Source organism: Anaerolineales bacterium, from assembly GCA_015075625.1.
Taxonomy (GTDB): Bacteria; Chloroflexota; Anaerolineae; order Aggregatilineales; family UBA2796; genus UBA2796.
This window is the reverse complement of record JABTTZ010000001.1, coordinates 891,087-915,762: the sequence shown is the minus strand read 5'-3', so window position 1 is coordinate 915,762 and position 24,676 is coordinate 891,087. Positions and strand designations below refer to the sequence as shown.

At 55.3% G+C, this 24,676-nt stretch carries 18 protein-coding genes, 2 tRNA genes and 1 rRNA gene; 16 read left to right on the top strand and 5 right to left on the bottom strand.

Annotation, left to right across the window (positions count from 1 at the left end; translation table 11 throughout):
* Window positions 1-154: 154 nt before the first annotated feature.
* The 12 genes from HS103_03875 to HS103_03820 all read left to right on the top strand — a co-directional run bounded on the left by HS103_03875 (window position 155) and on the right by HS103_03820 (window position 13,937).
* A complete protein-coding gene (locus HS103_03875) occupies window positions 155-883 on the top strand; it encodes a response regulator transcription factor (GenBank protein ID MBE7511938.1) in 729 nt (242 codons plus the stop codon).
* Between the two features lie 43 nt (window positions 884-926).
* Window positions 927-2,009, top strand: a complete 1,083-nt coding sequence (locus HS103_03870; protein ID MBE7511937.1) for a sensor histidine kinase — start codon at window positions 927-929, stop codon at window positions 2,007-2,009.
* 182 nt (window positions 2,010-2,191) lie between these two features.
* Window positions 2,192-3,316, top strand: a complete 1,125-nt coding sequence (cpaB, locus tag HS103_03865) for a Flp pilus assembly protein CpaB (protein ID MBE7511936.1) — start codon at window positions 2,192-2,194, stop codon at window positions 3,314-3,316.
* 25 nt (window positions 3,317-3,341) lie between these two features.
* Window positions 3,342-4,634: a response regulator gene (locus HS103_03860; protein ID MBE7511935.1), complete on the top strand. Its 1,293-nt coding sequence runs from the start codon at window positions 3,342-3,344 to the stop codon at window positions 4,632-4,634.
* Between the two features lie 218 nt (window positions 4,635-4,852).
* Window positions 4,853-6,139 (top strand): CpaF family protein, encoded by a 1,287-nt coding sequence (locus HS103_03855; protein ID MBE7511934.1) that lies wholly within the window; start codon window positions 4,853-4,855, stop codon window positions 6,137-6,139.
* Window positions 6,140-6,234: 95 nt separating this feature from the next.
* The gene (locus tag HS103_03850) at window positions 6,235-7,221 is read left to right on the top strand and encodes a type II secretion system F family protein (GenBank protein ID MBE7511933.1); all 987 of its coding nucleotides are present in this window, start codon (window positions 6,235-6,237) and stop codon (window positions 7,219-7,221) included.
* Between the two features lie 20 nt (window positions 7,222-7,241).
* Window positions 7,242-8,186 carry a type II secretion system F family protein gene (locus HS103_03845; protein MBE7511932.1) on the top strand — a complete coding sequence of 315 codons (945 nt, stop codon included), beginning with the start codon at window positions 7,242-7,244 and terminating at the stop codon, window positions 8,184-8,186.
* Window positions 8,187-8,235: 49 nt separating this feature from the next.
* The gene (locus tag HS103_03840; GenBank protein MBE7511931.1) at window positions 8,236-8,946 is read left to right on the top strand and encodes a ComF family protein; all 711 of its coding nucleotides are present in this window, start codon (window positions 8,236-8,238) and stop codon (window positions 8,944-8,946) included.
* Between the two features lie 85 nt (window positions 8,947-9,031).
* Window positions 9,032-9,607 (top strand): ribosome-associated translation inhibitor RaiA, encoded by a 576-nt coding sequence (gene raiA / locus HS103_03835; GenBank protein MBE7511930.1) that lies wholly within the window; start codon window positions 9,032-9,034, stop codon window positions 9,605-9,607.
* Window positions 9,608-9,994: 387 nt separating this feature from the next.
* On the top strand, window positions 9,995-11,113 hold the full coding sequence (locus HS103_03830; protein ID MBE7511929.1) for a hypothetical protein: 1,119 nt from the start codon (window positions 9,995-9,997) through the stop codon (window positions 11,111-11,113).
* A 296-nt stretch (window positions 11,114-11,409) separates the two neighbouring features.
* Window positions 11,410-13,215, top strand: coding sequence for a methionine--tRNA ligase (locus tag HS103_03825; GenBank protein MBE7511928.1), 1,806 nt, complete (start codon window positions 11,410-11,412; stop codon window positions 13,213-13,215).
* A gap of 578 nt (window positions 13,216-13,793) precedes the next feature.
* Entirely contained in the window at window positions 13,794-13,937 is a 144-nt protein-coding gene (locus HS103_03820; protein MBE7511927.1) for a transposase, read from the top strand.
* A gap of 154 nt (window positions 13,938-14,091) precedes the next feature.
* Here the strand turns inward: HS103_03820 and HS103_03815 are convergent, their stop codons facing one another.
* From HS103_03815 to HS103_03800, 4 genes are read right to left on the bottom strand one after another with little or no spacing between them, the layout of a single operon-like run.
* Window positions 14,092-14,373: a hypothetical protein gene (locus tag HS103_03815; GenBank protein ID MBE7511926.1), complete on the bottom strand. Its 282-nt coding sequence runs from the start codon at window positions 14,371-14,373 to the stop codon at window positions 14,092-14,094.
* A gap of 32 nt (window positions 14,374-14,405) precedes the next feature.
* Window positions 14,406-15,101 (bottom strand): sigma-70 family RNA polymerase sigma factor, encoded by a 696-nt coding sequence (locus tag HS103_03810; protein ID MBE7511925.1) that lies wholly within the window; start codon window positions 15,099-15,101, stop codon window positions 14,406-14,408.
* Window positions 15,004-15,678 carry a gamma-glutamyl-gamma-aminobutyrate hydrolase family protein gene (locus HS103_03805; GenBank protein ID MBE7511924.1) on the bottom strand — a complete coding sequence of 225 codons (675 nt, stop codon included), beginning with the start codon at window positions 15,676-15,678 and terminating at the stop codon, window positions 15,004-15,006. The genes HS103_03810 and HS103_03805 overlap by 98 nt, the downstream gene beginning before the upstream one ends.
* Window positions 15,675-19,676, bottom strand: a complete 4,002-nt coding sequence (locus HS103_03800; protein ID MBE7511923.1) for an AAA family ATPase — start codon at window positions 19,674-19,676, stop codon at window positions 15,675-15,677. The genes HS103_03805 and HS103_03800 overlap by 4 nt, the downstream gene beginning before the upstream one ends.
* Before the next feature lie 139 nt (window positions 19,677-19,815).
* Here HS103_03800 and HS103_03795 point away from each other — a divergent pair.
* The 4 genes from HS103_03795 (at window position 19,816) to HS103_03780 (ending at window position 23,618) form a co-directional block, all read left to right on the top strand.
* Window positions 19,816-19,889: transfer RNA gene (locus tag HS103_03795), tRNA-Val, on the top strand.
* Window positions 19,881-21,476, top strand: coding sequence for a GAF domain-containing sensor histidine kinase (locus tag HS103_03790; protein MBE7511922.1), 1,596 nt, complete (start codon window positions 19,881-19,883; stop codon window positions 21,474-21,476). Before HS103_03795 ends, HS103_03790 begins: the two co-directional genes overlap by 9 nt.
* Window positions 21,477-21,895: 419 nt before the next feature.
* A 16S ribosomal RNA gene (locus HS103_03785) occupies window positions 21,896-23,394 on the top strand.
* A gap of 150 nt (window positions 23,395-23,544) precedes the next feature.
* Window positions 23,545-23,618 (top strand) — tRNA-Ile (locus HS103_03780).
* 145 nt (window positions 23,619-23,763) lie between these two features.
* Here the strand turns inward: HS103_03780 and HS103_03775 are convergent.
* A complete protein-coding gene (locus HS103_03775; protein MBE7511921.1) occupies window positions 23,764-24,483 on the bottom strand; it encodes a hypothetical protein in 720 nt (239 codons plus the stop codon).
* Window positions 24,484-24,676 lie beyond the last annotated feature (193 nt).

Sequence of the window (24,676 nt, the reverse complement as noted above, 5' to 3'; positions counted from 1 at the left end):
GGACGCTACCTAAGGTCAGTAGTGATCTCTCTGTGATCGGCTCATGATCTCTGTAACGGCTCTGTGATACCCCCATTGCCTGTATTGGGAATTTTGTCCTGATGTTGCGTAGGCGGAGTCGTGTTATAGTTACTCTATCACACGAGGCGCAGCTATGGTTAATCCGCGCACAAACACCCCTCACGCGGTTATCTCCGTGATCGTCGTTGACGATCATCCGATCTTGCGTGGCGGGCTGATCAAACTGCTGGAACTTGAGGACGATATCATGATCGCCGCCGAAGCCGGTACGGGAACAGCCGCCCTCACCTACTTGCGCCTGCGTCCCCCTCATGACCAGCCCGATGTTATGCTTTTGGATATTAATTTGCCAGACCTAAATGGGTTTGAGGTTGCCACCACCATGCGCACAGAGGGCAGTCGTACCGCTGTTGTCTTGCTCACCGCCTATGATGACCCTGAGCAAAAACTGCAAGCGCTGCGCATGGGCGCAGCCGCCTATTGCCCGAAAGCCATTGAGCCGGATCGCCTTGTCGCCGTCATTCGCTCCGTCGCACGGGGGAAAAAGGTCATTGATGATCAGGTTTTTGACGATGCCGGCGTCAATGCGTGGATTGTCGCCAAAACTTCCTCCCTACCTAACGATGAACTTACTCGCCAACCGCTCAGCCCCCGCGAGATGGAAATCCTCCGTCTCGTCACACGGGGATTGAGCAATAAGGTCATTGCCCAAGAATTAAAAATTAGCCACCAAACGGTGCGCAATCATATCACATCGATTCTCTATAAACTGAATGCCGAAGGGCGCACGCAAGCCGCGCTCTACGCCATTCAACGCGGGTGGGTACGCGCCCAAGATTATCGCCCGCCCGCCGAGGATTAATTCATCATCATTTCTGCCGAGTTTGCGAAGGGGTATTGGCTGCATGAACATAAGTGCCTTGAACAACCCGAAAGATGCCCTGATCGCTGAGGTTCAGGGGGAATACGACCAAATTCAAAAGCGCCTTAAAGAGTTAACAGCGCTCATCGAACAAAGTCAGGTCGAAGTGCGCAAACTTCAACAGCGGGCAGTTGATGTCACCGCTCAAATGACGCGCCTTGAGGCAAATTTCGAGACTGTCCCCCGCAATGATATTAAAGTGGTCTATAACACCGCGCTGGATGCCCGCGCCCGCTTGCTCAGCGTTCAAAGCCAGTTGGAAAAGTTTCAGCAAGACCGCTCCCAACTGGAACATTTCAGCCAGTTGATGGGAACGCTCTTGAAAATGTTAGGTGCTGTCCGTGAGAGTGATGTTCGCTCGCTCCACACAGAAACGGCTGACGCCCCACAAGGCTTGGACGACGAGACGATTGTCCGCATTGTCCAAAGCCAAGAATCAGAGCGCCAGCGCCTTGCCCGTACCATGCATGATGGACCCGCCCAATCGCTCACCAATTTCATCCTTCAAGCCGAAATCTGTCGCCGCCTCTTTGACCGCAACCCGGATCGCGCCGTTGAGGAACTTGATAACCTCAAATCGGCTGCCAGCTTGACTTTCCAACGGGTGCGCGATTTTATTTTTGAACTGCGCCCGATGATGCTTGACGATCTTGGTTTGATCCCCACCATGCGCCGCTATGTCGATGTCTTTACCGAAAAAAGCAAGATCGAGACACGCATCAACATCGTTGGTGAAGAACGTCAGCGCATCGAAGGGCATAACGAAGTCCTCATCTTCCGCGGCTTGCAAGAGATGATGAACTATGCCCGCGATCTTTCTGGGGCAACCCGCGTTGAGATTATGCTGGACATCACCGCCAATCCAGTGCGGGCGGTGATCACCTTCAATGGCAAACCCCTTAGCGAAACCGAGGCAACCATTGAGGACGGCAAAAACAAGGCATTCGGCTTAAAAAACCTTGTGGATCGCATTGAATTGGTCGGCGGCAAGGTCGAATCCGATTACGATGGGGAGACGAACCGTGTCGAATTCGCCCTGCCTACCGAGCGGGCGACGGGGTATTAACCCCGCCTTGCCCGCTTCGCCATGCCTTGTGTTGGTTGGCGTTTGCTCAAATGCCTAGAGCCGACTACACTTATGGCAATATGGCGCAATGCCAGCGGGCATCTGTGTTGAACATGACAACGCCCGTTTGTGGCGTACTACTTTGATCCGCGTCGCAGATAAAGGGACGGAGGACTGCTCTCATGGGGAATCGACGCACAATGTTGCTGATTCTATTGGTTGTTGTGGTTGGTGGTGTGGCGGCTCTATTGCTCATCATGAACCAAGGTAGCGCACCGGTGGTTGATAATGGTGGTGGCGGCGGCGGGCAAGAGCCTACCGTTGTGTTTAATACCCCCGTGCCGATTCGTGTTGCCTCGTTGGTGATCGCCGTGCAAAACATCCCACGCGGCTCCGTCATCCCCGAAAACGGCGTCCAAATTCGGGAATGGCCCCAAGAATCAGTGCCGCTTAATTCCACTGACGACGCTCGCTTGGTCATTGGCAGCATTGCCCGTACCGACATCCCCGTTGAGTCACCCATCCTGCTCACGCAGATCACCGATAACCTTGATGAAATTGCCGCACGCGGGAGTGACGCTGCCTTGATTATTCCCCCCGGCAAGGTTGCGATCAGTATTCCCATTGATCGCCTCACGAACGTTGCCAACGCCCCCATGACAGGCGACTATGTAGATGTCATTTTGTCCTTCCTCTTTGTCGATGTTGACGAGGAATTCCAAACCCGTCTGCCCAACAAACTGACGCTCACCACCATCCGCCAAGACGGAACAATTGAGTTCCAGACGGGGTTGGAAGGGCGTGTTGAGCCAAGCGGCGATTTCACCTTCCCTGTGGTTGTCGGTCCCAGCGAAGTACAGCGTCCGCGCTTGGTCACTCAACGGACGGTGCAAGCCGCCTTTGTCCTTTATGTGGGAACGTTCCCCGACGATGGCGACTTCTTAGGGAGGCGTCCTACGCCTACGCCCCTTCCCACACCATCCGATGGCGAGGCAACCCCCACGCCTGCTGCCGCTGTCCCAACGGCAACCACACCACCCAAAGACATGATCACCCTTGCCGTTGATCCACAGGATGCGGTGGTTTTGGTCTGGGCGATTGAGTCACGCTTGCCGATCACCTTCGCCTTGCGTTCGGCTACCGATTTGGCTATTGGCGAGACGCAAGCCGTCACGTTGGAATACATGATCAACACCTATAACGTGCCGCAGCCGCCGCGCCTTCCCTATGCCCTAGAGCCTGCCATTCGGTCTATCCGCCGTTTGGTCTTGGGCAACGAAATTACCTTTGTCGATGTGAGTAACTAACGAGCCTCAATAGGGGCGGGTGTCTATGAGCGACGCAAAAAAGAAGATCAAAATCCTAATCGTGGACGACATCCCGGAAGCGCGGGAGAATCTCAAAAAACTGCTCCAGTTCGAGCCGGATTTTGATGTCGTTGGCACGGCAAGCACCGGACGTGAGGGCATTGACTTCGCCAGAGACCTCATGCCCCACATCATCCTCATGGACATTAACATGCCCGATATGGACGGTATCACTGCGGCGGGCGAACTCCGCCGCACGCAGCCGTCCCTTGCCGTCATTATGATGTCCGTTCAAGGCGAGGCGGAATACATCCGCCGCGCCATGGCTGCCGGAGCGCGGGACTTTCTGACGAAACCCACCCCCGCCGAGGAACTCTATGCCACCATCCGCCGTGTCTATGAAATCCAAGAGCAAACCTTTTCTGGCTTTACCCTCACCGCCACTGGTGATGGACGTGGCGGACGGGCAAGCACCGATGATACCGGGCGGGAAACGCACATCATCACTGTCTACAGCCCACAGGGTGGCTCCGGCAAAACAACCATCGCCACCAACATGGCTGCCGCACTCATGCGCGAGGGGACAAAAGTCCTTTTGGTTGATGCCGCCCTCCAGTTTGGCGATGTCACCGCCTTCCTCAACCTAAAGCCTCAGGCGACCATTGTCGAACTCATCAAGGATGTGGACGATCTTGACATGGACTTGGTAGAGAACGTCCTCGTCACCCATGACAGCGGGCTGCGCGTTCTCTGCGCCCCGCTCCGTCCAGCCGATGCCGACCTCGTGGCGCGGGATCGCGTTTCCAATTTGATTGAGAAACTGCGCGGGCGGTTCGATTTTATCGTCGTTGATATGGCATCCCCTATTGACGATCTCGCTCTGTCTCTGTTTGATATTTCTACCCGTATTCTGATGGTTGTTAACCCAACCTTGCCCGCCGTCAAAAACACCCTAGCTGTGATGGAATTGTTAGACAGCTTTGAGTATCCTCAGGAAAAGACGATCTTCGTCGTCAATCGGGTTACCCCCGATCTCGAAAAAGCGAAGATCACCGTTCCCGTCCAAACCATTGAGAATAAGATGCGTCGCCCCCCGCTGGGTATCGTTCCGATGGACGAGAAGAAAGTTCTTTATGCCGTCAACCGAGGCATCTCGGTTATCGCACGGGATCGTAACCAATCCCCCGCGAAGGAACTTGTTGCCCTCGCTGATTCCCTACGGGAAAACCTACAACCCGTTAGCGAAGATAGCGGCAGAGTTCAGCCCACAGCGGCGCAAGCGCCTAAATCGCGTTTTGGGCGGCTCTTTGGTGGGTGATCCAACGGCATGAGATGCTCTGAGTCAGTAAAAGGTGTGTGGAGGATGGTACTGTGTCCCTTCTAAAGCGGATCGAAAAAGGACAACAACAACAAGGCGGCGGGCAGCAGCAAGGCGGCAATGCCCCCCAACAACAACAGCCTAACAATGCGCCGCCACCCGCTGGTGGGGGCGAGGGTGGCTCACGCTTGGCGGCGCTCCAGCGCCGCAATGTCGCCATGCCCCAAGCCGGTCACGGTGGGCAGGGCTACGCCGACCTCCGCTCACGGGTGCAGCAAAAACTCCTCGCTGAGCTTGACCCCTCTATGGATACCCGCTCTCCCGAAGTGCGGGCGCAAATTGAGGAAACCTTCAACCAAATTCTGAACGAAGAAAACGTCATGCTTGCCCGTACCGAGCGGCAAAAACTCTTTGAGCAGATCGTGGCTGAAATCTTGGGCTTGGGTCCTCTGGAAATGCTCCTTGCCGAAGAGACCGTTTCCGAAATTATGGTCAACGGTCCCAAGAATATCTACATCGAGCAGCGCGGACGCCTCAGCCGCTCAACGGTCGTCTTTGAGAACGAAGATCATGTTCTGCGCGTCCTAGATCGTATCGTCTCCCCTCTGGGGCGGCGCATTGACGAAAGCTCGCCGCTGGTAGATGCTCGTCTTCCCGATGGATCGCGGGTGAATGCCATCATCCGCCCGCTGGCGCTGTGCGGTCCCACGATCACCATTCGGAAGTTTTCCAAGAAACCGCTCACGGTGGAAGACCTCATCCGCTTTGGCTCGTTCACCAAAGAGATTGCCGAATTCATGGCTGCCTGCGTTGTCGCCCGCCTGAACGCTGTCGTCTCTGGTGGTACGGGGTCGGGGAAAACCACCTTGCTGAATGTCATGTCCAGCTTTATCCCCAACGATGAGCGCATCGTCACCATCGAAAACGCCGCCGAACTTCAGCTTCGGCAGGAACACGTCGTCACCCTCGAATCCCGCCCCCCAAACATTGAGGGCAAAGGGGAAGTCACCATCCGCGATCTGGTTATCAACTCCCTCCGTATGCGCCCTGACCGCATCGTGGTCGGAGAGTGCCGCGGTGGCGAGGCGCTGGACATGCTCCAGGCAATGAACACTGGTCACGATGGATCGCTAACGACAGCACATGCCAATACCCCCCGTGACTGTCTCGCCCGTTTGGAGACAATGTGCCTCATGGCTGGTATGGATTTGCCCGTTCGCGCTATCCGCGAGCAGATCGCCGCAGCGGTGGATGTCATTGTCCAGCAGGAACGTCTCCGGGATGGGACTCGTAAGGTCGTCAAGATCACCGAAGTACAGGGTATGGAAGGTGAAATCATCACCATGTCCGACATCTTCGAGTTCGAGCAAACCGGCTTGGAGGCAGGGCGCGTCATTGGGCGTATCCGTCCGACGGGGCTGCGTCCGAAATTCATTGATCGCATCGAAGCGGCGGGTATTCACCTTCCGCCTTCCGTCTTTGGCATTGGTGCAGCGCGTTACTAAACCGCGCCCAAACAGCATCCTAACCGAAAACACCCGTCCGGTGGCGGGTGTTTTCGGTTACAATAAAGGTAGTTGTACAAATCTGAGGGTACGTTATGTCACCGATTTTGCTGATTGTGATTGGAGCGGTGATCCTCGGTGTCGTCTTCTTCACCGTGATGAGCATTCGCGGGCAGCGCACAGATACCATCGAGGAGCGTCTGGGGCGTTATACCGATCTCTCCGATAAACTCCAACTCTCCGATGAGTTTGAGGAGGAGGAGGAGAAGAAGAAGAAGAAAGAAAGCGCCCTCACCAAAAGCATTAATGAGGCGCTCACCAAACGAAAATTTGGCGAGAATTGGCGTGTTCAACTCAACCGCGCCGATCTCAAACTGACTGTTGCCGAATACTTAGCCCTCCACGTCGTCAGTATGGTTGGCTTGGGGTTGCTCTCTTTTTTCATCCTATTTCCCCTTCAAATTGGCAACCTTATCTTGTCAATAGGCATTGGCTTTTTCCTCCCGCGCTTTTATGTGAACAACAAAGTTTCCAAGCGCCTTAAGGAATTTGACCGCCAACTTCCCGATACGCTCAGCTTGTGGGTCAACTCTCTTCGCGCTGGTTACAGTGCGATGCAAGCGCTAGAGGCAATCTCCCGCGAAGCGCCAGAACCAACAAAAGGCGAAATTCGCCGCGTTGTGCAGGAAGTTCAATTGGGCATCAGCCTTGAAAACTCCCTTGAACACATGCTCATGCGCGTCCCTAGCGAAGACTTTGACCTTGTGATCACCGCTGTCAACATCCAGCGCGAGGTTGGTGGTAACCTTGCCGAAATCCTTGAGGTGATTGGGCATACCATCCGCGAACGGATTAAAATCAAAGGTGAGATTCAGGTGTTGACGGCGCAAGGGCGCATCACCGGTTGGTTGATCTCCGGGCTGCCTATCGCTCTTGGCTTGTTCCTGTGGCTGATCAACCCCACCTATATGGGGCGGCTCATCGAAAATCGTGGCTGTGGCTGGCCCCTTCTCGCCATTGGCTTGGGCATGATCGGTATCGGTATGACGGTGGTTCAACGTATCGTTGATATTGACGTATAGCAGCGTGAGGTAAGCGGATTATGGATGTTCAAACGATAGGCATCATCGCTATTATCCTCGGCGGCGTCGGTTTGTTTGGGGGCTTGATCTGGGTCGGAATGCGCGATAACAAAGATCAAGACCCCCTGCAAGCACGCCTTGCCGAATTCGGGGATCGAGAACTGCCCCAATCCCTTGAAGATTTGGAAATGTCGCTCTCCTTCCGTGATCGCGTGCTGCTCCCCACCTTCAAGGCAATGGCGGGCTTGATGACACGCTTCACCCCAGAAAGCCAAATTGAACAAACCCGTCATTTAATCGAGCTCTCCGGGCAATCCCAAAAGACCGATGCGCGTACCTTCTTCGGCACACGGATCATGATGACCATCCTCTTGGGTGTGGGCGGGTTCATCATGTTTTTCATCATTGCCAAACAAGCTCCCCTAAACGCCATTGGTCTCACCGCACTCATGGCATTTATGGGCTATTACCTTCCCACCAGCCAGCTAAAAAGCAAGATTCGCAAACGCCAAGATAATATCGTCAAGGCGCTTCCCGATGCCCTTGACCTGCTGACCATCTGTGTGGAGGCGGGGCTTGGCTTTGACCAAGCGATGGGCAAAGTCTATGAAAAGTGGGATAACGAACTCTCTGTCGCCTTTGGGCGTGTCATTCAAGAGATCGCCCTCGGCAAAATGCGCCGCGAGGCACTCCGCGATATGGCAAAGAGCATGGAAGTCCCCGATGTGACGAGCTTCACCGCCGCCATCATTCAGGCAGACCAACTCGGCGTCAGTATGGCGAAAATCCTCCGTATTCAATCCGATCAAATGCGTATCAAGCGCCGTCAGCGTGCGCAAGAAAAAGCGCATCAAGCGCCAGTCAAGATGATGATCCCGATGGTGTTTCTCATCTTCCCGTCGATTTGGATCGTCCTGTTGGGTCCGTCGTTGATTATCCTTATGACGACGAACATCGCCTTGTAGTCTATAGGGTTTACCGTTTGCGCCGAACATTGCCCAGAAAGGGCAGCGCATGGTGAATTGGCTGACCGCCCGTCCCCCTTCTGAGGTAGGGCGGGCTAACGTCCTCGTACAAAACCTCATAACCACCGGGATCGATTTCTTCTTCCCCCCCCGGTGTGTTGTGTGCCGCTGTGCGGGGAGTTTTTTTTGCCGCGATTGCCAAGGCGAAATTCCCTTTCCTCCTATCCAACCGCGAAACGCCCCTGCCCTCGATGGCATCTACACAACAGCGATCTTTGAGGGTGCTATTCGTGAGGTAATTCATGGGCTGAAATACGAGGGGACATCTCGCCTTGCCCAACCATTGGGGCAGCGCCTCGCCATGACCTACGCCGACCTCCGTCAGCAAAACGGTGCATCGCCAACCCTCATCACCGCTGTCCCCATTCACGATAGCCGCCTTCGTAAACGCGGCTATAACCAAGCCGCCCTGCTTGCCGAGGCACTGGGTCGCCTGATTGGGCATAGTGGGGCTGTCCGGCTGGATGTGATCCAACGTCTGCGCGACACCGCCCCACAGGTGGGCTTGAACGCAACCGAACGAACGCTGAATGTTGCCGACGCATTCCACGCCGATGAATCGGCTGTGAAAGGAGAGACAATCCTACTCATTGACGACGTATTTACCACCGGGGCAACACTCAGTGCTTGTGCCGAGGCGCTGCGCCATGCCGGAGCAGCGGCGGTGTATGGTCTCACTGTCGCCGCCGCCTCTGGGTAGGCTTACCCCTACCTTAGCGCCGGAAGAATCAACGAGAATCCGAATCATCTGTGTTCTAAGGGCATCACCTAAAGGAGTAAAGAACATGCAGATTCAAATCCATGCTAAAAATGTTGAAGTTAGTGGGCGGCTGCGTGATTATGCCGAGAAAAAGCTGACCCATCTCGAAAAATATTTACCCAATATCGCCCGCATTGACCTTGAGCTTGCCCAAGAGCGGCAAAAACAAGGGGGTGAACGCGCTGTCGCACAAGTGACCCTTCGCCACAGTCGGGGGATGATCCTTCGGGCGGAAGATAAATCCCAAGCGGATATGTTCGCCGCCATTGATCTCGTCATGGAAAAGCTGAATCGGCAGATTGGGCGCTACAAGGGAAAACGCCGTCGTCGCGCCGCAGACCGCTCCGAGATGATCGATGTTGAGTTGATCGATGCTGAGGCGCTTCCCGAAGAAGCGGAAGTGGTTGAGATACTTCCCACCATTGCCCGCCGCAAACAGATCGAGGTCAGCCCCATGAGCGAACAAGAGGCGATGGATCAGATGGAGCTTTTAGGTCACAGTTTTTTTGTCTTTTTCAATGCTGAGACGCAAGAATTCAATGTGCTTTACCGCCGTGACGAGGGCGATATGGGCGTGATTATCCCCATCTACGGGCGCTGACGAACTAAGAGCCTATCCGAATTAAGTACCCTCATCCGTCTTGCCCCCTTTGCCTGCCTGCGGGGAAAGGGGGAGAGAGTCCCTCTCTCTGTGTTAGGGGGTGGGGGTAAGCCCCGAAGGGGTGGTTACTCCTAGCCCGCTGCTTTAGCGGCGGGCGCTCACGGGCGGCGATGGGTGCAATGCCTTACGCCCTTACGAGAATTACACTACCAACAGAGCCTAGACCCCTCGGTGCTTTAGCAACGCTCTTAGGCTGACCTAGTTGCGGACATGCCTTTTACCGTCGGGCGACCCCGTGTGGTCGCCCCAACGGAGAGGGGGGATAGGGGTTCTTTTAGAAATGCGCACAAACCTTTTCCTATCAAGATGCCATTCAACGAGGTTGACATGACCCCTCTCGGCGCGGTAATCATGGTCGGCGGCGGCGGCGAGACCCCTCAAGAACGCCTCATACTTGCCGCACAGCGTGCCAGCACTATTGACCTGATCGCCCTCCTGCGCGGGCAAGGCATTGCCCAAATCATTGTCGCTGCCCCCACCACAGACTGGATCGACCCCTCTCTAGAGGTCATTTGCGCCGATGATCCACCGGAACCCTTCCATTTTGGGCAGCGCCTTGCCGCACTAATCAACGATCATGCGCTTGACTCTCTGCTCTATTTTGGGGGGGCAAGCGCCCCATTGCTCACCCCCGCCCTCGTCGCGATGATCACCGGACTCTTAGATAAAGCTGGCGTGAGTGTCCCCTCCCACATTGTTTTGACGAATAACCTTCACAGCAGCGATTGGGCGGCGATCAGCCACCTCCGCGAAGCAATTCCCTACTTGGCGATGATGGGGCGCGATAATAGCCTTGCCTGGGAGCTTCGCGAGAGCGGCATCTATGAAGTTCGCGTTCTATCTTCCATCCGCCCCGCCTCCAGCATGGACATCGACACCCCTTCCGATCTGGCTATCCTCGCCCATCACCCCGATGTTGGTAAGGCGCTGCGCACTGTCTTGGACGATCCGCGTTTGCACGCTGTTCCGGTGGGTGGTGTCTTAGAGGTGATGCGAACAGAGGGGAAGACTCTTGCCCTCATTGGGCGGGTCTCCCCCGGCGCATGGACGGCGCTGAACAAGGCGGCGCGGGTCTGGACGCGGGTGATTGCCGAAGAACGTGGGATGGTTGCCAGCGAGCGTGTGACGCGGGGCGAAGTCCGTTCCATGTTGCGCCATTGGATCGAAGGGCGAGGGTTTGACGGCTTTTTCAGTGATCTCTGCGATCTTGCCGATGCCGCCTTGTTCGATACGCGGGTCGTTTTTGCCGCCTTTGGCAAAGACCCCGACGGAGCGGATCGCTTCGCCTCCGATCTGCTTGACCCAGAGGCAATCCGCGATGATTGGGTGCGCGAATTCACTGCCGCCGCCCGCCGCGCCTCCATTCCCATCGTCCTCGGTGGGCATAGTGTTGTTTCTGGAGGGCTGCACGCCCTCATCGAGATCATCGAGCTAGGATGGCGCTAGCATACGAAGCCCTTGAGCATACTTCACCCAAGAGGGCGAGCCGCACTATCTCGCCCCCATCCCCCACTTGACGACAGCCCCGCATCCGTGCGATACTTAACCCCATGAATGATACGAATGATCGTCGAATGTTCATGTGCTTAAGGCTGTGGTTGGGGGAGACACCCCAACGATGGCAGTTTGCGTGCGTATAACGCCCGACAACTGTTCCTGTAACACGGCATGAAACCGCTGGCGCTTTCCGGCGGTTTTTTGTTTCCTAGAACCGTGCAGCCCAATGAAGGAGTCTTCTGAACATGCCCGATAATACCTCTGAGTTTATTCATGTCTCGGTGGCGTGGCCCTACGCCAATGGCGATCTCCATGTGGGGCATTTGGCAGGGGCATACCTCCCCGCCGATATTTTCGCCCGCTACCACCGTCTGCGCGGAAACCGCGTCCTCATGGTCAGCGGCTCCGATGCGCACGGCACACCCATTGTTGTAGAGGCGGACAAGCGCGGCATCTCCCCGCGTAACCTGTTCACCCACTACCACCAACGCTTTTTGGAAACCCAACGGGCGCTTGGCATTAGCTACGATCTGTTCACCCACACAGACACGGCGAACCATCACCGCGTGGCGCAGGATGTCTTCCGCCGCCTTTTAGCGGGCGGCTACCTCTATCGAGAGACGCAAAAGCAGCTTTACAGCGAGAGCGAGGGGCGCTTTCTGCCGGATCGCTTTGTGGAGGGGGAGTGTCCAATCTGCCATTACCCCAACGCACGCGGCGATCAGTGCGATAACTGTCAAAACTTGCTGGACGCCCTCGACCTGATCAACCCCCGCAGCAAGACGGATGGCAGCACCCCTATCATCCGCGAGACAGAGCATTACTTCCTCAACCTAAAGGCGTTTATCCCCCAACTGAAGGCATACCTCACCACCAACAAAGATCACTGGCGTTCCCACGTGATCAGCGTCTCGCGCAACAAAGTGGATGACCTTCTTGGACGCCCAATTACCCGCGACATTGACTGGGGTATTGCCGTGCCAGTGGAAGGCTTTGAGAAAAAACGGATGTACGTCTGGTTCGAGGCGGTCATGGGCTACCTCACCGCCAGCATCGAATGGGCGGCGAATCAGGGTGAGCCAAAGGCATGGAAAGACTGGTGGTATAACCCCGCCGCCCGCATTTACAACTTCCTCGGCAAAGACAACATCGAGTTCCACACGATTATCTGGCAAGCGGAACTCTTAGGCGTCTCCGGCTTATATGCCGAGGGTGAGGCGATCAACCTTCCTTACGATGTTCCGGCGAACGAATTCATGAACATCGAAGGGCAAAAATTCAGCAAGAGCCGCAATTGGGCGGTCTGGTTGCCCGATATTCTGGAACGCTACGATCCCGATGCGATCCGCTATGCGGTGGCGCAGGCGATGCCCGAAGCCAAGGATTCCGATTGGAGTTGGGCAGATTTTGTGGCACGAAACAACAATGAATTGGTTGCCGCGTGGGGCAACCTCGTCAATCGGATGCTTGGCTTTGCCCGCAAAAACTTTGACGGCGTGATCCCCACGCCGGGGGCGCTGACAGACGACGATCAGGCGATCCTCGCCCGTGCCGAAGGCGCCTTTTCTATCGTGGGCGATCTGATCGGCGCGGTCAAGCTCCGTGCCGCCTTGAATGAGGCGATGGCGGTGGTGCGCGAGGCAAATGCTTACCTTGACAAACGCGCCCCTTGGAAGCGAGTCAAAGAGGACAAGGCAGATGCGGGAACGGCGGTCTATGTCGTGCTGCGGGTGATTGATAACCTCAAGATTCTCCTCGCCCCGTTTTTGCCGTTCACGGCGGAGCGTCTCCATACCTATTTGGGCTATACAGAGCCGCTCTTTGGGGTAGGGAAAATCGTCACCTATACTGAGGACGGCGCCGATGACCATGACGCTTTGATCTACGACCCAACAGGGGCAACGGGATATTGGGCGGTCAGTAACCTCCAGCCGGGGGTGGCGCTCCCCGAAGCGGCGGCGTTGTTCAAGAAACTAGGGACAACGGATGCAGAAGCAACCGCCATCATTGAGGCAGAGCGGGCGCGGATGGGACAGCCCTACGGCGGGTGAGGGTTCGCGGCGCTTTAAGACATCGCGCTAAGTACAAACCCATAGGTAATTTCGCGGCTTCCTCTGTCGCCTGAAAACGACAGAGGAAGCCGCTTCTCCTTCTCTGTGTGGCTGATAGTTGTAAAATGTCGAATATCGCCGTAGTACAGGCGTAGTTTATGCGCTGAATATCTAGAACTGCGTTCGCGGTTGCCAAGCATATGGAGTCGGAGCTACTACATCGGCACAATGGGGCACGTTTCCGAAAAGGCGGTCAAGGCGTATAAGGGCGGACAAAACCGCAACGACTGCCGTATGATCCTTGCCAAACGGCACGAACATATCGCCAACATCCGCAGGGATTTCTGGCACAAAATAACCGACTGGTTGGTTCATCACTACGGACTAATTGCCCTCGAACACCTTGCTTTGGCGTTCATGACGCGCAACGCTCACCTTTCCCTGTCGGCTCACGATGCTGGTCTGGGGCTGTTCAATGACTTGCTGTGCTTCAAAGCGGTAGAGGCTGGCTGCGCACTTGTCCAGGTCAATCCTCGGAATACCTCTCAGCGGTGCAGCGGTGCAGCGGGTGCGGTGCGTTGCTGCCAAAAGCCTTGTCTGTTCGGGTGCATTCTCGCCCTCATTGTCAGCTTGAACTGGATCGTGATGTCAACGCCGCGATAAATATCCTTGCCTTAGCCTTGCCAAGTCCGCCTAGATCAGGTGGTCAGGTGCTAACGTAGACCGTTGGGTCATGCGCAGCCTGAGAAGCCGCTGCTTATGGCGCGGGGCTTTGCAAGAAGCCGCCGGCTTTAGCTGGCGGAGTAGGTCACGTCCACATCTTGAAAGCCGTTCGCACCCACATTGAGAAGAACGGACTCTAAAACGCTCGCCCCTTTACCATGGCAGCTTAAATCGCTTTCGCAGCCATTTCAACAGCGGGGATTTTTCTTGTGTTTCGTGAATCGCCGCAATGACCTTCTCGGCAAATTCTGGTGGCGCTTTCAGAATGTCCGCCTTGCGGAACAATTCCTCAACCAAGCGAATCGATCCGGCAAGCAGCCCTTCATCAGGATGTTTTTCCTGCGTCTCATGCGTTTCTGTCTCTCCCTGAGGCACGGGGTTGGCATCCTCTGGTTGGGAGGCGGTGGCTCGCTGTGTGTCGTCATTGGTGGTCATGGTGTCTCCCTCTCTTGCTTGCTCATTCGCTCTTAGTCTCCGTCCTGCCAGTTGCCCACCAAACGCGCTGCGTCGGGTAGTGTCTCGATCTTTTGCGCCAACGCCTGCCGCGCCCGAAAAAGCCGACTCTTCACCGCACTTTCCGTCGTTTTCAGCATTTCGGCAATCTCTTGATACGAGTAGTCGTACCAATAATGAAGGACAACGGCGGCGCGATACTCTGGCGAGAGATCGCTGAGCAGTTTTTGAATCAATGCATTCCGTTCATTTGTTATTACGGCATCTTCGGGTTCTTCGTCGCTACTTTGGAGTGCCGGATTTGGCGGAAGAGGTTCATCAAGGGAGAGATATGTCAGGCGGCGACGGCGTAAACGGTCAATACAATAGTTTGAAGTAATCGAGAGCAGCCACGTCCGAAAGGGGCGATCCATATCATAGCGATCTAAGTTGGCATAGGCACGAAGGAATGTCTCTTGTCCAGCATCTTCCGCCTCCGTCCGATTGCCTAACATGCGGTAGGCAAGGTTATAGACGGCGTTTTGATGCAGACCAACAAGTTCGCCAAAAGCCGCCTCATCTCCCAAGCGAGCAGCGGCAAGCCAGCGGCGTTCGTTTTCGTCCGTCACGGTGTTACCCCTTCCGGCAGTTCTGAATAAACCCCTCGAAAAGCGGCAGTGTTTCCGCCAACATGCGCTCTGGGTGAAACTGAACGCCAAGCAAGCGCCCATCCTCCGATTCCAACCCTTCAATAATGCCATCTGGGGAAAAGCCCACCGCGTGCAGCCCCGTACCAAGATCGCGCACTGCTTGAATATGGTGGCTGTTCACTGCCAATTCACGCCGCCCCAAAAGCACGGCAAGGCGCGATCCCTCGGCAAAAGTTACCGTATGTCCTGGGCTGCCCCGATCTGCGCTGTGGAGGAGGGTGTTGGGGCGTTGGGCGAGGACATCGGCGTAGATTGTCCCGCCGGCTTGGGCATTGATGAACTGCATTCCATAACAAATGCCTAACACAGGACGATCCGAAAGTGCGGCGAAGATCAGTTCATCAGCGTGGATGCGTATAGGGTCTGTCTCCCCAAGATCGGGCGGGAGTGCGCCGATCAAGCCCTTCGTAATGGCGGGTCCGCCAATCATGATTAACCCATCAAGAAGGGTGGCGAATTCTTGGGCAGTGGATGCGTCCTCGACCATGGGAACAATCAGCGGAATACCGCCGCCCACCTCAACCGCCCGGATGTAATGATGATCAACCTGCTGAACGCCGTTTTTGTAGCCGGTTGTGACGCCGATTCGTGGTTTCATGATCCTTCTCCAAATAACTCCCGATGGTGAGGGATGGTCGTTAGCCAACCGCGTTCCCAACCCCGTCCGCGCAGCCAACTGCGCAAGGGGATAAAGGCATTTCGACAGGCTGTTTTCAGGAGGGACGCCCGTTCTGTATCGCCCACTTTGAGCAAGGTGGTCAATGCCCGTTGATAGGCGAGGGTGGGACGACATAACCCGCTGATTTGCCGCCGTCCTAGCCGCAAGATGAGCGGGGAAAGGCGTGCGTGTGCCGTCGCATAATGCCCCCGCGCCATATCCACCGCTCCCAAGCCCGATTCAATCTCCACACGGGTAAGGGGATGACGCACACGGGGAGTTATCTCAAGGATTCCCACAGCGGTTTCAAAGGCATTTGCTGCCTCGTCCAGATTCCCTTTTGCCAGCAAAATATTTCCCTGAAAAAAGAGGGTGAGCGTCCCCTCTACCGTTGCATTCAATTCTCGTTGTGCCAAAAGGGCACGGTTGATGTATGCCAAGCCTTCTTCCAACGCCCCGCGTGATTCGGCAATCAAGCCTAAATTCATCAGGTTTGCCGCCTTGCCCGCACGCTCGCCAATCTGGTGAAGGATTTGATAAGCATCTTGCAACATCTGGTTGGCGGCAGTCATTTGCCCTAATTCAAGCAAGAGGTAGCCAAGACGGTTCATGGTCAGCCCTTCGCGGCGGCGATCCCCAATCTGATGTAACTGTTCGCGCTGGCGTTCGGCTGCCTCATAGGTGGCGGCAAGGTCGCTTTGCCGAACGTAGAGATCGACCAAGACGGCATAGCAATCCGCCACCAAAAGGGGATTGCCTTCCTGTTCAGCTCGCATCAGGGCGATATGCGCTCCTTGAATTGCCTGTTCGGGGTCTTCGGCATACATATCATCAAACTGGGTGAGCAATAAGCCTATCGTATGGCGCGGATCGCGCAAGCGATCTGCCAAGCGCTGCATTTTTAGATCGAGGTTGGAGCGAACGACACGATCCCGTTGGTTTAAACTGAGCAGCGCCGTGCGCATTAGCATATACCCTTCCCATGCCAAGCTGTCATCGTTGAGCGACTCGGCAAGGGTGATCGTCTGCTGTGCCTCACGAAAAGCGTCGGGGAAGGCGCTGGTCTGGGCGTAATACTGACCACGCAGCAGGTGCGCAGCGGCAATCCAGCTAGGTTCGCCCGCTTCGTCAGCCAGAAACCCAAGTGTGGTCAGCCGTTCAAAGGCATCGGTCATATCGCCAACACGCAAATAGATCACAATGAGGCGTTGAAGAATTTCAAACCGTTCTTCGTCATCTTTGGAGATATCCAGTGCTTGCCCATAATATTTTAGGGCAGAGCCGTTGGCATAATCGCGGAAGGCTTTCTCCCCGGCTAAAACAAGATAGACCCATGCCTCATCGCTGTTGCGCCCGTGTGAAAAGTGGTGGGCAAGCAGTTCATGTGCCTCCGGTTGGTAGATGCGCATTGCTACGGCAACGGCTTGGTGAAGCATTGCCCGCTGTTCCCCTAGCAAGCCTTCATAGGCAACCTCTTGGGTAATGGCATGGCGAAAGCGGTAAACAGGGTCGGGGTCGGCGCTAATGAGGTAGGCGAATTCCTGTGTTTCTAGCGTATTCAGACGCTGCATGAGTTCCGTTTCGGGGATTGGCACAGGGACGCTCTCATGAAGGATACGCATGGAGAAATCGCGCCCGATCACCGCCGCCACTTTGAGGATCAAGCGATCCAAGTCGCTGAGGCGGTCAATCCGCGCTTGGACAAGCTCCCGAATCGAGAGCGGTAAGCGTGCTTGGCTGAGATCACGGATGATTACCACAGCATCGCCCTGTTGTTTGATATAGCCCGATTCGATCAGGGCATCCATAAGTTCACGGGCAAACAAGGGATTTCCCTGCGTCCGTTCATAGAGGAAGGTAGACAAATCAGGCGGGGTAAGGGAGTCTAGATGCGCTTCGACAAAGGCATGAAGGTCGCCTAAGTCAAATTCGTGAAGGGTGAGCGCTGTGTAGAAATGGGTTTCTGTCAGTGCCTGCAAAAGGTGTTGAGAAACGTCCTCATTGCTTGCCAGTGGGCGAAAGGTAAGGCATAGCAAAATGGGCGCGGCGTCTACACTTAGGCGGCGGACAAGATCAACCGCCAAAAGTGCCGAGACTTCATCAATCCACTGCATATCTTCTATCACAAGGAATAAAGGAGCAACTTTTGCCAGGGCGATAACCATCTCGGTGATGAGGGCGAAAACCGCTTCACGCCGCGTCAAGCCATCTAGTTGCGCAGTGGTTTCGGTTTCCTCAAAGGGAAGTTGTAAGACATCGCCCAAAAAGGGCAAGCGCCCCACGCCATCAGGGTACACCCGTTTAACTTGTTCAGTAATGGCGGCGGCGGCGCGTTCGGGGGGGAGATCGCTCCCCAAATCAAACAGGGCATAGAGGATAGTCCCCCACGCCATATAGGGGGTGTCTTGTCCAGTACTAAGGCATTCGCCCATCACCAAGCGAAACCCCGAAAGCATTTGGGCAGTTTCCCGAATCAAGCGACTTTTCCCTATTCCTTCTATCCCTTCTATACTGAAGGCGCGGGCATAACCGCTCATGACGGCGCTTGCCGCCCGACGCAGAGCAGCGATTTGCCCTTCCCGTCCAACAAATGCGCCGAGGATTTCGTGTGTGGGGGCGGCACGGCTGGCAATTGGCTCATAGATAGGAATCGGCTCGCCACGCCCTTTGACGCTGATTGAGGGGAGTTCGCGGAAAACGATACGCCCACCCGCCGTTTTGCGCACCGCCGAGGTCACGAGGATTTGCCCCTCTTGGGCAGCGGTCATTAGGCGGGCAGCGATATTTGTCTCATCGCCAATGGTGCTGTATTCGTGACGCATCTCCCCACCGACAATGCCAGCAAACAGTAGCCCTCGGCTGACACCGATATTTTGGGCTGCAATGTTCGGCAAACCCGCCGTCATCTCGCGGAGGGTCATCGCAAAGCGGAGCGCACGTTCGGCGTCGTCACCATAGGTGATGGGCGCACCAAAGACGACGAACAGGACACTTCCTTTATCGCTGACCTCAACGGACATCAGCCGTCCGCCAAAGACGGCAATTTTTTCTTGAACCCCGCACACATAATGATTTAGCGCGGCTTGCGGATTTAGCGCATTGGACGAGACCTCCACTTGGATAAACATAGGAATGGCGTGGCGCAGTTCGTCGCTAAAGTTCCCAATGCCGCTCTCGATTCGCTCGCGGAGGGCGGCATCAACAAAAGGGGCAATTCGCTCTAGGGCGCCGCTCAAATCATCCCCTGCATCATAGGGCATCCAGCGGTAGGCGCGGGCGCTGTCTTGAATCGCCCGAGGAACAGCGGTGATGAGGGCGTTCCCGGTATCGGTAATTTCTAGCCCAATGTGGGCAGCACGAAGGGTGGGGAGCGCATCGCGGTGAACCATAACTTGCTCTGGCTGCGCCTCTCCGCTCAGGCTGATCATGCGGGAGACCGCTTCGCCAGAGAGGACATCATTTAAGCCATAACTGGGCATCCCAACAACCCAACGATCCGCCTCCCCAACGCCGACACAGATTTTGTGGCGAAGTTCTTTGTAGATATGCATGACCTCCTGTATGCCCATTCCGGCAACCACCGCCCGCAAAACGCCGGGGAGAGGGCGTGGGCTGGTTTCAGCGGTGGGACGATGGGTATCATCAAACCATGCGGTAAAGCCATCACCAAGAAAGCGAATCACGCTGCCGCCATGATGAAAAATTTGTCCGGCGATCAATTCAAACATGGGGTTCAGACGCCGCCCGAGGCGTTCACCTGCGCTTTCACCATACTTGACGACGAGATCAACCGCCATTTGGGTGAACCCCGACATATCGACCATAAGCGCAGCGCCGTGCGTTTGCGCCGGCAGATCGACACCGCTCAAGAGCGCCCGAAAGCGATCTGTCGGAAGGTAGGGAGCAAAGAGGTGAAGACGATCTCGTTCGTTCATCATAAAAACATTAACAAATTTGGGATGCTTTAGGCAGGAAAACTATGTTACCTTAGATAGAGACAACGCGGTGAACGCATCCTAACGCCAAAGGACATCTTGTCAGCGGCGCAAGTTGATGATATACTCGTTTTCCATAGTCGGGCGCATAGCTCAGTTGGTTAGAGCGCACGGTTCACATCCGTGAGGTCCTAGGTTCGAGTCCTTGTGCGCCCACTCGAAAACGATCACGCCGCAGGTCTACACGCTGCGGCGTTTTTGTTTCCGCTGCTTAGTTTTTTGGGGTTATTTGTGGCACAACGTATTCTGGGGCAGATCACAGGGCAGATTGTGCAGGGCGCGGGACAGGCTGTTTTGACTGTGACCGACGCTGCCAACGGAGAAGCCGCCCGCGAATTACTAACTGCGGCGATTTTCGCAGCGGGTGGGGGACTGTGTATTGGGGTCGGGTTTACCCACTTTGGTCTTCCGATAGTCCTCATTGGCTTTGGGTTTTTCATCGTCAGCGCCGTTTTAGGCATACGCGGCTACCGCACCGTTCAGCGCCACAATGCACGGACACTCGCTATCGAAGCCGCCCAGCGGGATCGATCAGCCGCCATTGCTGAGATGGCGGCTGCCATTGGCGCGACGCTTGATTACCAAACAATCCTCGAAGCGGCGGTGAACGCGGGGGTTATGGCGCTGCGAGAAGGCATTGAACACAGCCGCCTTGTGGGGATGGTTTTGCGCAAGGAAACAGATGCCAAACTGCACGTTGCCTTTTCGCGGCGGTTAACCGTCCATGACCAGCGGTTCGTCGTGGCAGGAAAAGCCGGTGTCCTTTACGAGGCAATGCAGCGTGCCGAGCCAATCATTGTGAACAATGGCATTGATGACCCTGAACTCGGCTACTATGTCGCCTTTCAAGAATGCAACTCAATCCTTGTTATTCCCCTGCGGGTGAACTACCAACCCTATGGTTTATTGGTTTATGGATCGCCGGAATACAACGCCTTCTCCCGCGATCATGTGGCGTTGATTAGCGCCATTGGGACGCAGGCAAGCATCGCCCTCCAAAATGCCGAGCTTTTCCAAAACCTTCGTGAGGAAAAAGAGAAAATTATCACTGCCGATGAAGAAGCGCGGAAAAAACTTGCCCGCGATCTGCATGACGGACCGACACAGACAGTCTCCGCCATTGCCATGCGGGTGAGCTATGCCCGCCAGATGTTTGACCGCGACCCAAGCGTTGTTCGCACCGAACTCGATAAGATTGAGGAAATCGCCCGACGGATGACCGATGAAATCCGCCATATGTTGTTCACCCTTCGCCCGCTGATTCTGGAAACACAGGGGCTTGCTGCTGCACTAGAGCAACTGCGAGGCAAACTGCGGGAGACGCACGGGCTTGATCTTGCTGTTGCGGTGCAGCCGAACCTTGTTGAACTTGTCCCCGGTCATATTCAGGGGACGCTTTTCTATATTGTGGAGGAAGCGCTCAATAACGCCCGCAAACACGCCCAAGCACGTCATCACGTTGTGCGGCTGTATCGGAAAGACAATTATCTTGTCACCGAAATAGAGGACGACGGGGCGGGCTTTGATGTAGGGGCAGTCATGGGCGGCTATAGTGAGCGCAACAAAATGAGTTTGGGGATGCTGAATATGCACGAGCGTGCTGAATTGATCGATTCGACGCTCAAGATTGAGAGCGCCCTCGGGCGCGGCACACGGATCACCATTGTGACGCCCCTTCCCGAACAACGTCCCCCTAATCGCCCCAACAATAGCGGGCGTAATGCAACGGCACGGGTATCTTAGAGCGCACAACTAGGGGAGGATGAAACGAAAAAGAAACGAAAAGGAGGGAAAGAAAAAATTGCCCCTTGCGCGTGTGGAGAGGTGTGCTAGAATGTGGGACATAAGGCGCTGAGGGACTGAGAAGAAGCTGAGCGGCTTAAAACAACCAAAGGAGAGGGCGCAGGGTAAGAAGACGGCAGACAAGATGTGCAAACAATCTTGGATGGGTAGTCCCCTGTGACCGGCGCGAGCCGGTTTTTTGTCCCCTGTTTTGAACAAACAGCGTTGGTGAGCACCTTAACAATTGAAACGTGAGAAGAAAGCAACAGCATACCAAGCAAGGTAGCTTGACCAACGGTTAGTCACTGTTGGCAAGCACAGTAAAGTCAAAAACCCGTCAGAGGAAGGGAACTTTCTCTGCTGTCCGAAAGGACACCAACTTGACGGAGAGTTTGATCCTGGCTCAGGATGAACGCTGGCGGCGTGCTTAATACATGCAAGTCGAACGGACGTAGCAATACGTTAGTGGCGACCGGGTGCGTAACACGTAGTTGACCTACCCCTCAGCGGGGGACAACAACCCGAAAGGGTTGCTAATACCGCATGACCTCGAAGGCATTAGAAAACTTTGAGAAAACTTACGGGGCTGAGGGAGGGGACTGCGACCCATCAGGTAGTTGGTGAGGTAACGGCTCACCAAGCCAACGACGGGTAGGGGACCTGAGAGGGTGACCCCCCACACTGGAACTGACACACGGTCCAGACTCCTACGGGAGGCAGCAGTAAGGAATATTGGGCAATGGGCGAAAGCCTGACCCAGCAACGCCGCGTGGAGGATGACGGATTTCGGTTCGTAAACTCCTTTTGAGGGGGACGAGGAAGGACTGTACCCCTAGAAAAAGTCACGGCTAACTACGTGCCAGCAGCCGCGGTAAAACGTAGGTGGCAAGCGTTATCCGGATTTACTGGGCGTAAAGCGTGTGCAGGCGGTCTTCCAAGTGGTGTATGAAAGCGCCCGGCTTAACCGGGCGAGGTTATGCCAGACTGGGAGGCTGGAGACAGAGAGAGGGACGTGGAATTCCGGGTGTAGTGGTGAAATGCGTAGAGATCCGGAGGAACACCAGAGGCGAAAGCGGCGTCCTAGCTCTGTTCTGACGCTCAGACACGAAAGCATGGGGAGCGAACGGGATTAGAAACCCCGGTAGTCCATGCCGTAAACGATGCAGACTAGGCGTTGGGGGTCTCAACCCCCTCAGTGCCGAAGCCAACGCGCTAAGTCTGCCGCCTGGGGACTACGACCGCAAGGTTAAAACTCAAAGGAATTGACGGGGGCCCGCACAAGCAGCGGAGCGTGTGGTTTAATTCGAGGCTACACGAAGAACCTTACCTGGGCTTGACATAGACGTGGTAGGAAAGCGAAAGCTGACCGACCCTTCGGGGAGCGTTTACAGGTGCTGCATGGCTGTCGTCAGCTCGTGCCGTGAGGTGTTAGGTTAAGTCCTGTAACGAGCGCAACCCTCGGGAATAGTTACACGGTGTCTATTCCGACTGCCCGCGTTGAGCAGGGAGGAAGGTGGGGATGACGTCAAGTCAGCATGGCCTTTATGTCCAGGGCTACACACACGCTACAATGGTCGGTACAATGGGTCGCCAAGTGGTAACACGGAGCCAATCCATCGAAAGCCGATCTCAGTTCGGATTGTGGGCTGCAACCCGCCCACATGAAGTCGGAGTTGCTAGTAACCGCCGGTCAGCCATACGGCGGTGAATACGTTCCCGGGCCTTGTACACACCGCCCGTCACGTCATGGGAGCTGGTCACGCCTGAAGCCGGTGGGCTAACTGCAAAGAGGCAGCCGTTTAGGGCAGGGTCGGTGACTGGGACGAAGTCGTAACAAGGTAGCTGTAGCGGAAGCTGCGGCTGGATCACCTCCTTTCTAAGAGTCTGTGCGCGATGAGGGTGAAAGGTAACACGAGTACCCCTTCTGTAATATCATCGTCGCCAACTCGGTTGAGCTTGTTCTGGGATGCCCTTTCTCCTCACGTTTCAATGGTTAATGTGCCTTCGCACCGCCTGACCGCTCCTCATCGGGTGAGTAGCTCAGCTGGTTAGAGCATCCGGCTGATAACCGGAAGGTCAGAGGTTCGAGTCCTCTCTCACCCATACTAAATGCAAATAAAAAAATGACCCTGAAATCTTTAAGACTTCAGGGTTTTTTGTTATTGGGTTGTGTTGATTCACGTTTTATCAGGGCTTGCGGGAGGGCAATCTCCCACAAGCCCCATTGCTTACAGGGGGGTAGAGCGGGTTACTTGCCAACGCAGGGCGGGTAAATTGGATCGCCGCCGGGCTGACCGTATGTCTCCCCCACATCAATCGTGTTATTCAGATCGATCCAGCCACCTTGCACGAAAGCGTGTCCGTACCGCCCATCGGTACTGGTTTGGGTGATGAACACCGTCTTGCAGGCTTTAATTGTCAGCCCTGTTTGGCTGCCACCCGCCTCAGTGAGAACGCCGGTCTCTGCCAACACCAAAACAAGGTTGCTGCCAGCAGGCAAGCCCGGTCCGCCGAAGGCTGGTTCGACGCTGCCGCCGCTCACCATCGCCGTTGTATAATTTGTGCCGCCCGCACTGCAACTGATGCTAATCACGGCTTGGTACTTGGCTACACCAGCAGCATACCCTACCAACTGCACAGTGAACGACCATGGGGATGGTGTAGCAACGCTGTTAAAGGTGAACGAACGGTTGTTAATCAACCCTGTGCCTTGTGGGTATTGATTGCTAGAAGAACCAGATAACCCAGCCACGCCGCCAATAACCGTTGCCGTGACATCCAGCGGGGCATCCGGCCATGTGTAACTCAGTTGGATGCCAAAGGTCTCTGTAGGACCACCCATACTGCACCCGCCACCATTATTTCCTGTATCAATAGTGAAGAAATGGGTTTGGGCTTGAGCGGGCGAAACCGCAAGCAGCGACATGACCACGACAGCAATCAGAAGTAGACTGATTTTTGTCCGCATTGTAATCCTCCAATGGAATGCTATACTTCAATCCTCATATAGTATACGCCAAATTCCAAATGATGTTGGCAAATAAATGAATCAGCCATATCGATGAGCATCGACACGGGTATCCCTACATGTAAAGGTGAGGATGCCGAATAGCACTATTCATTTAGTCTCACTCATACCTTGCCCCTTTTTATGGAAACTC

Coding starts and splice junctions, on each gene's coding strand:
- HS103_03875 (MBE7511938.1), top strand. CDS start 155: ATGGTTAATCCGCGCACAAACACCCCTCACGCGGTTATCTCCGTGATC.
- HS103_03870 (MBE7511937.1), top strand. CDS start 927: ATGAACATAAGTGCCTTGAACAACCCGAAAGATGCCCTGATCGCTGAG.
- cpaB (MBE7511936.1), top strand. CDS start 2,192: ATGGGGAATCGACGCACAATGTTGCTGATTCTATTGGTTGTTGTGGTT.
- HS103_03860 (MBE7511935.1), top strand. CDS start 3,342: ATGAGCGACGCAAAAAAGAAGATCAAAATCCTAATCGTGGACGACATC.
- HS103_03855 (MBE7511934.1), top strand. CDS start 4,853: ATGCCCCAAGCCGGTCACGGTGGGCAGGGCTACGCCGACCTCCGCTCA.
- HS103_03850 (MBE7511933.1), top strand. CDS start 6,235: ATGTCACCGATTTTGCTGATTGTGATTGGAGCGGTGATCCTCGGTGTC.
- HS103_03845 (MBE7511932.1), top strand. CDS start 7,242: ATGGATGTTCAAACGATAGGCATCATCGCTATTATCCTCGGCGGCGTC.
- HS103_03840 (MBE7511931.1), top strand. CDS start 8,236: ATGGTGAATTGGCTGACCGCCCGTCCCCCTTCTGAGGTAGGGCGGGCT.
- raiA (MBE7511930.1), top strand. CDS start 9,032: ATGCAGATTCAAATCCATGCTAAAAATGTTGAAGTTAGTGGGCGGCTG.
- HS103_03830 (MBE7511929.1), top strand. CDS start 9,995: ATGACCCCTCTCGGCGCGGTAATCATGGTCGGCGGCGGCGGCGAGACC.
- HS103_03825 (MBE7511928.1), top strand. CDS start 11,410: ATGCCCGATAATACCTCTGAGTTTATTCATGTCTCGGTGGCGTGGCCC.
- HS103_03815 (MBE7511926.1), bottom strand. CDS start 14,373: ATGACCACCAATGACGACACACAGCGAGCCACCGCCTCCCAACCAGAG.
- HS103_03810 (MBE7511925.1), bottom strand. CDS start 15,101: ATGGGCGCTTGCTTGGCGTTCAGTTTCACCCAGAGCGCATGTTGGCGG.
- HS103_03805 (MBE7511924.1), bottom strand. CDS start 15,678: ATGAAACCACGAATCGGCGTCACAACCGGCTACAAAAACGGCGTTCAG.
- HS103_03800 (MBE7511923.1), bottom strand. CDS start 19,676: ATGATGAACGAACGAGATCGTCTTCACCTCTTTGCTCCCTACCTTCCG.
- HS103_03775 (MBE7511921.1), bottom strand. CDS start 24,483: ATGCGGACAAAAATCAGTCTACTTCTGATTGCTGTCGTGGTCATGTCG.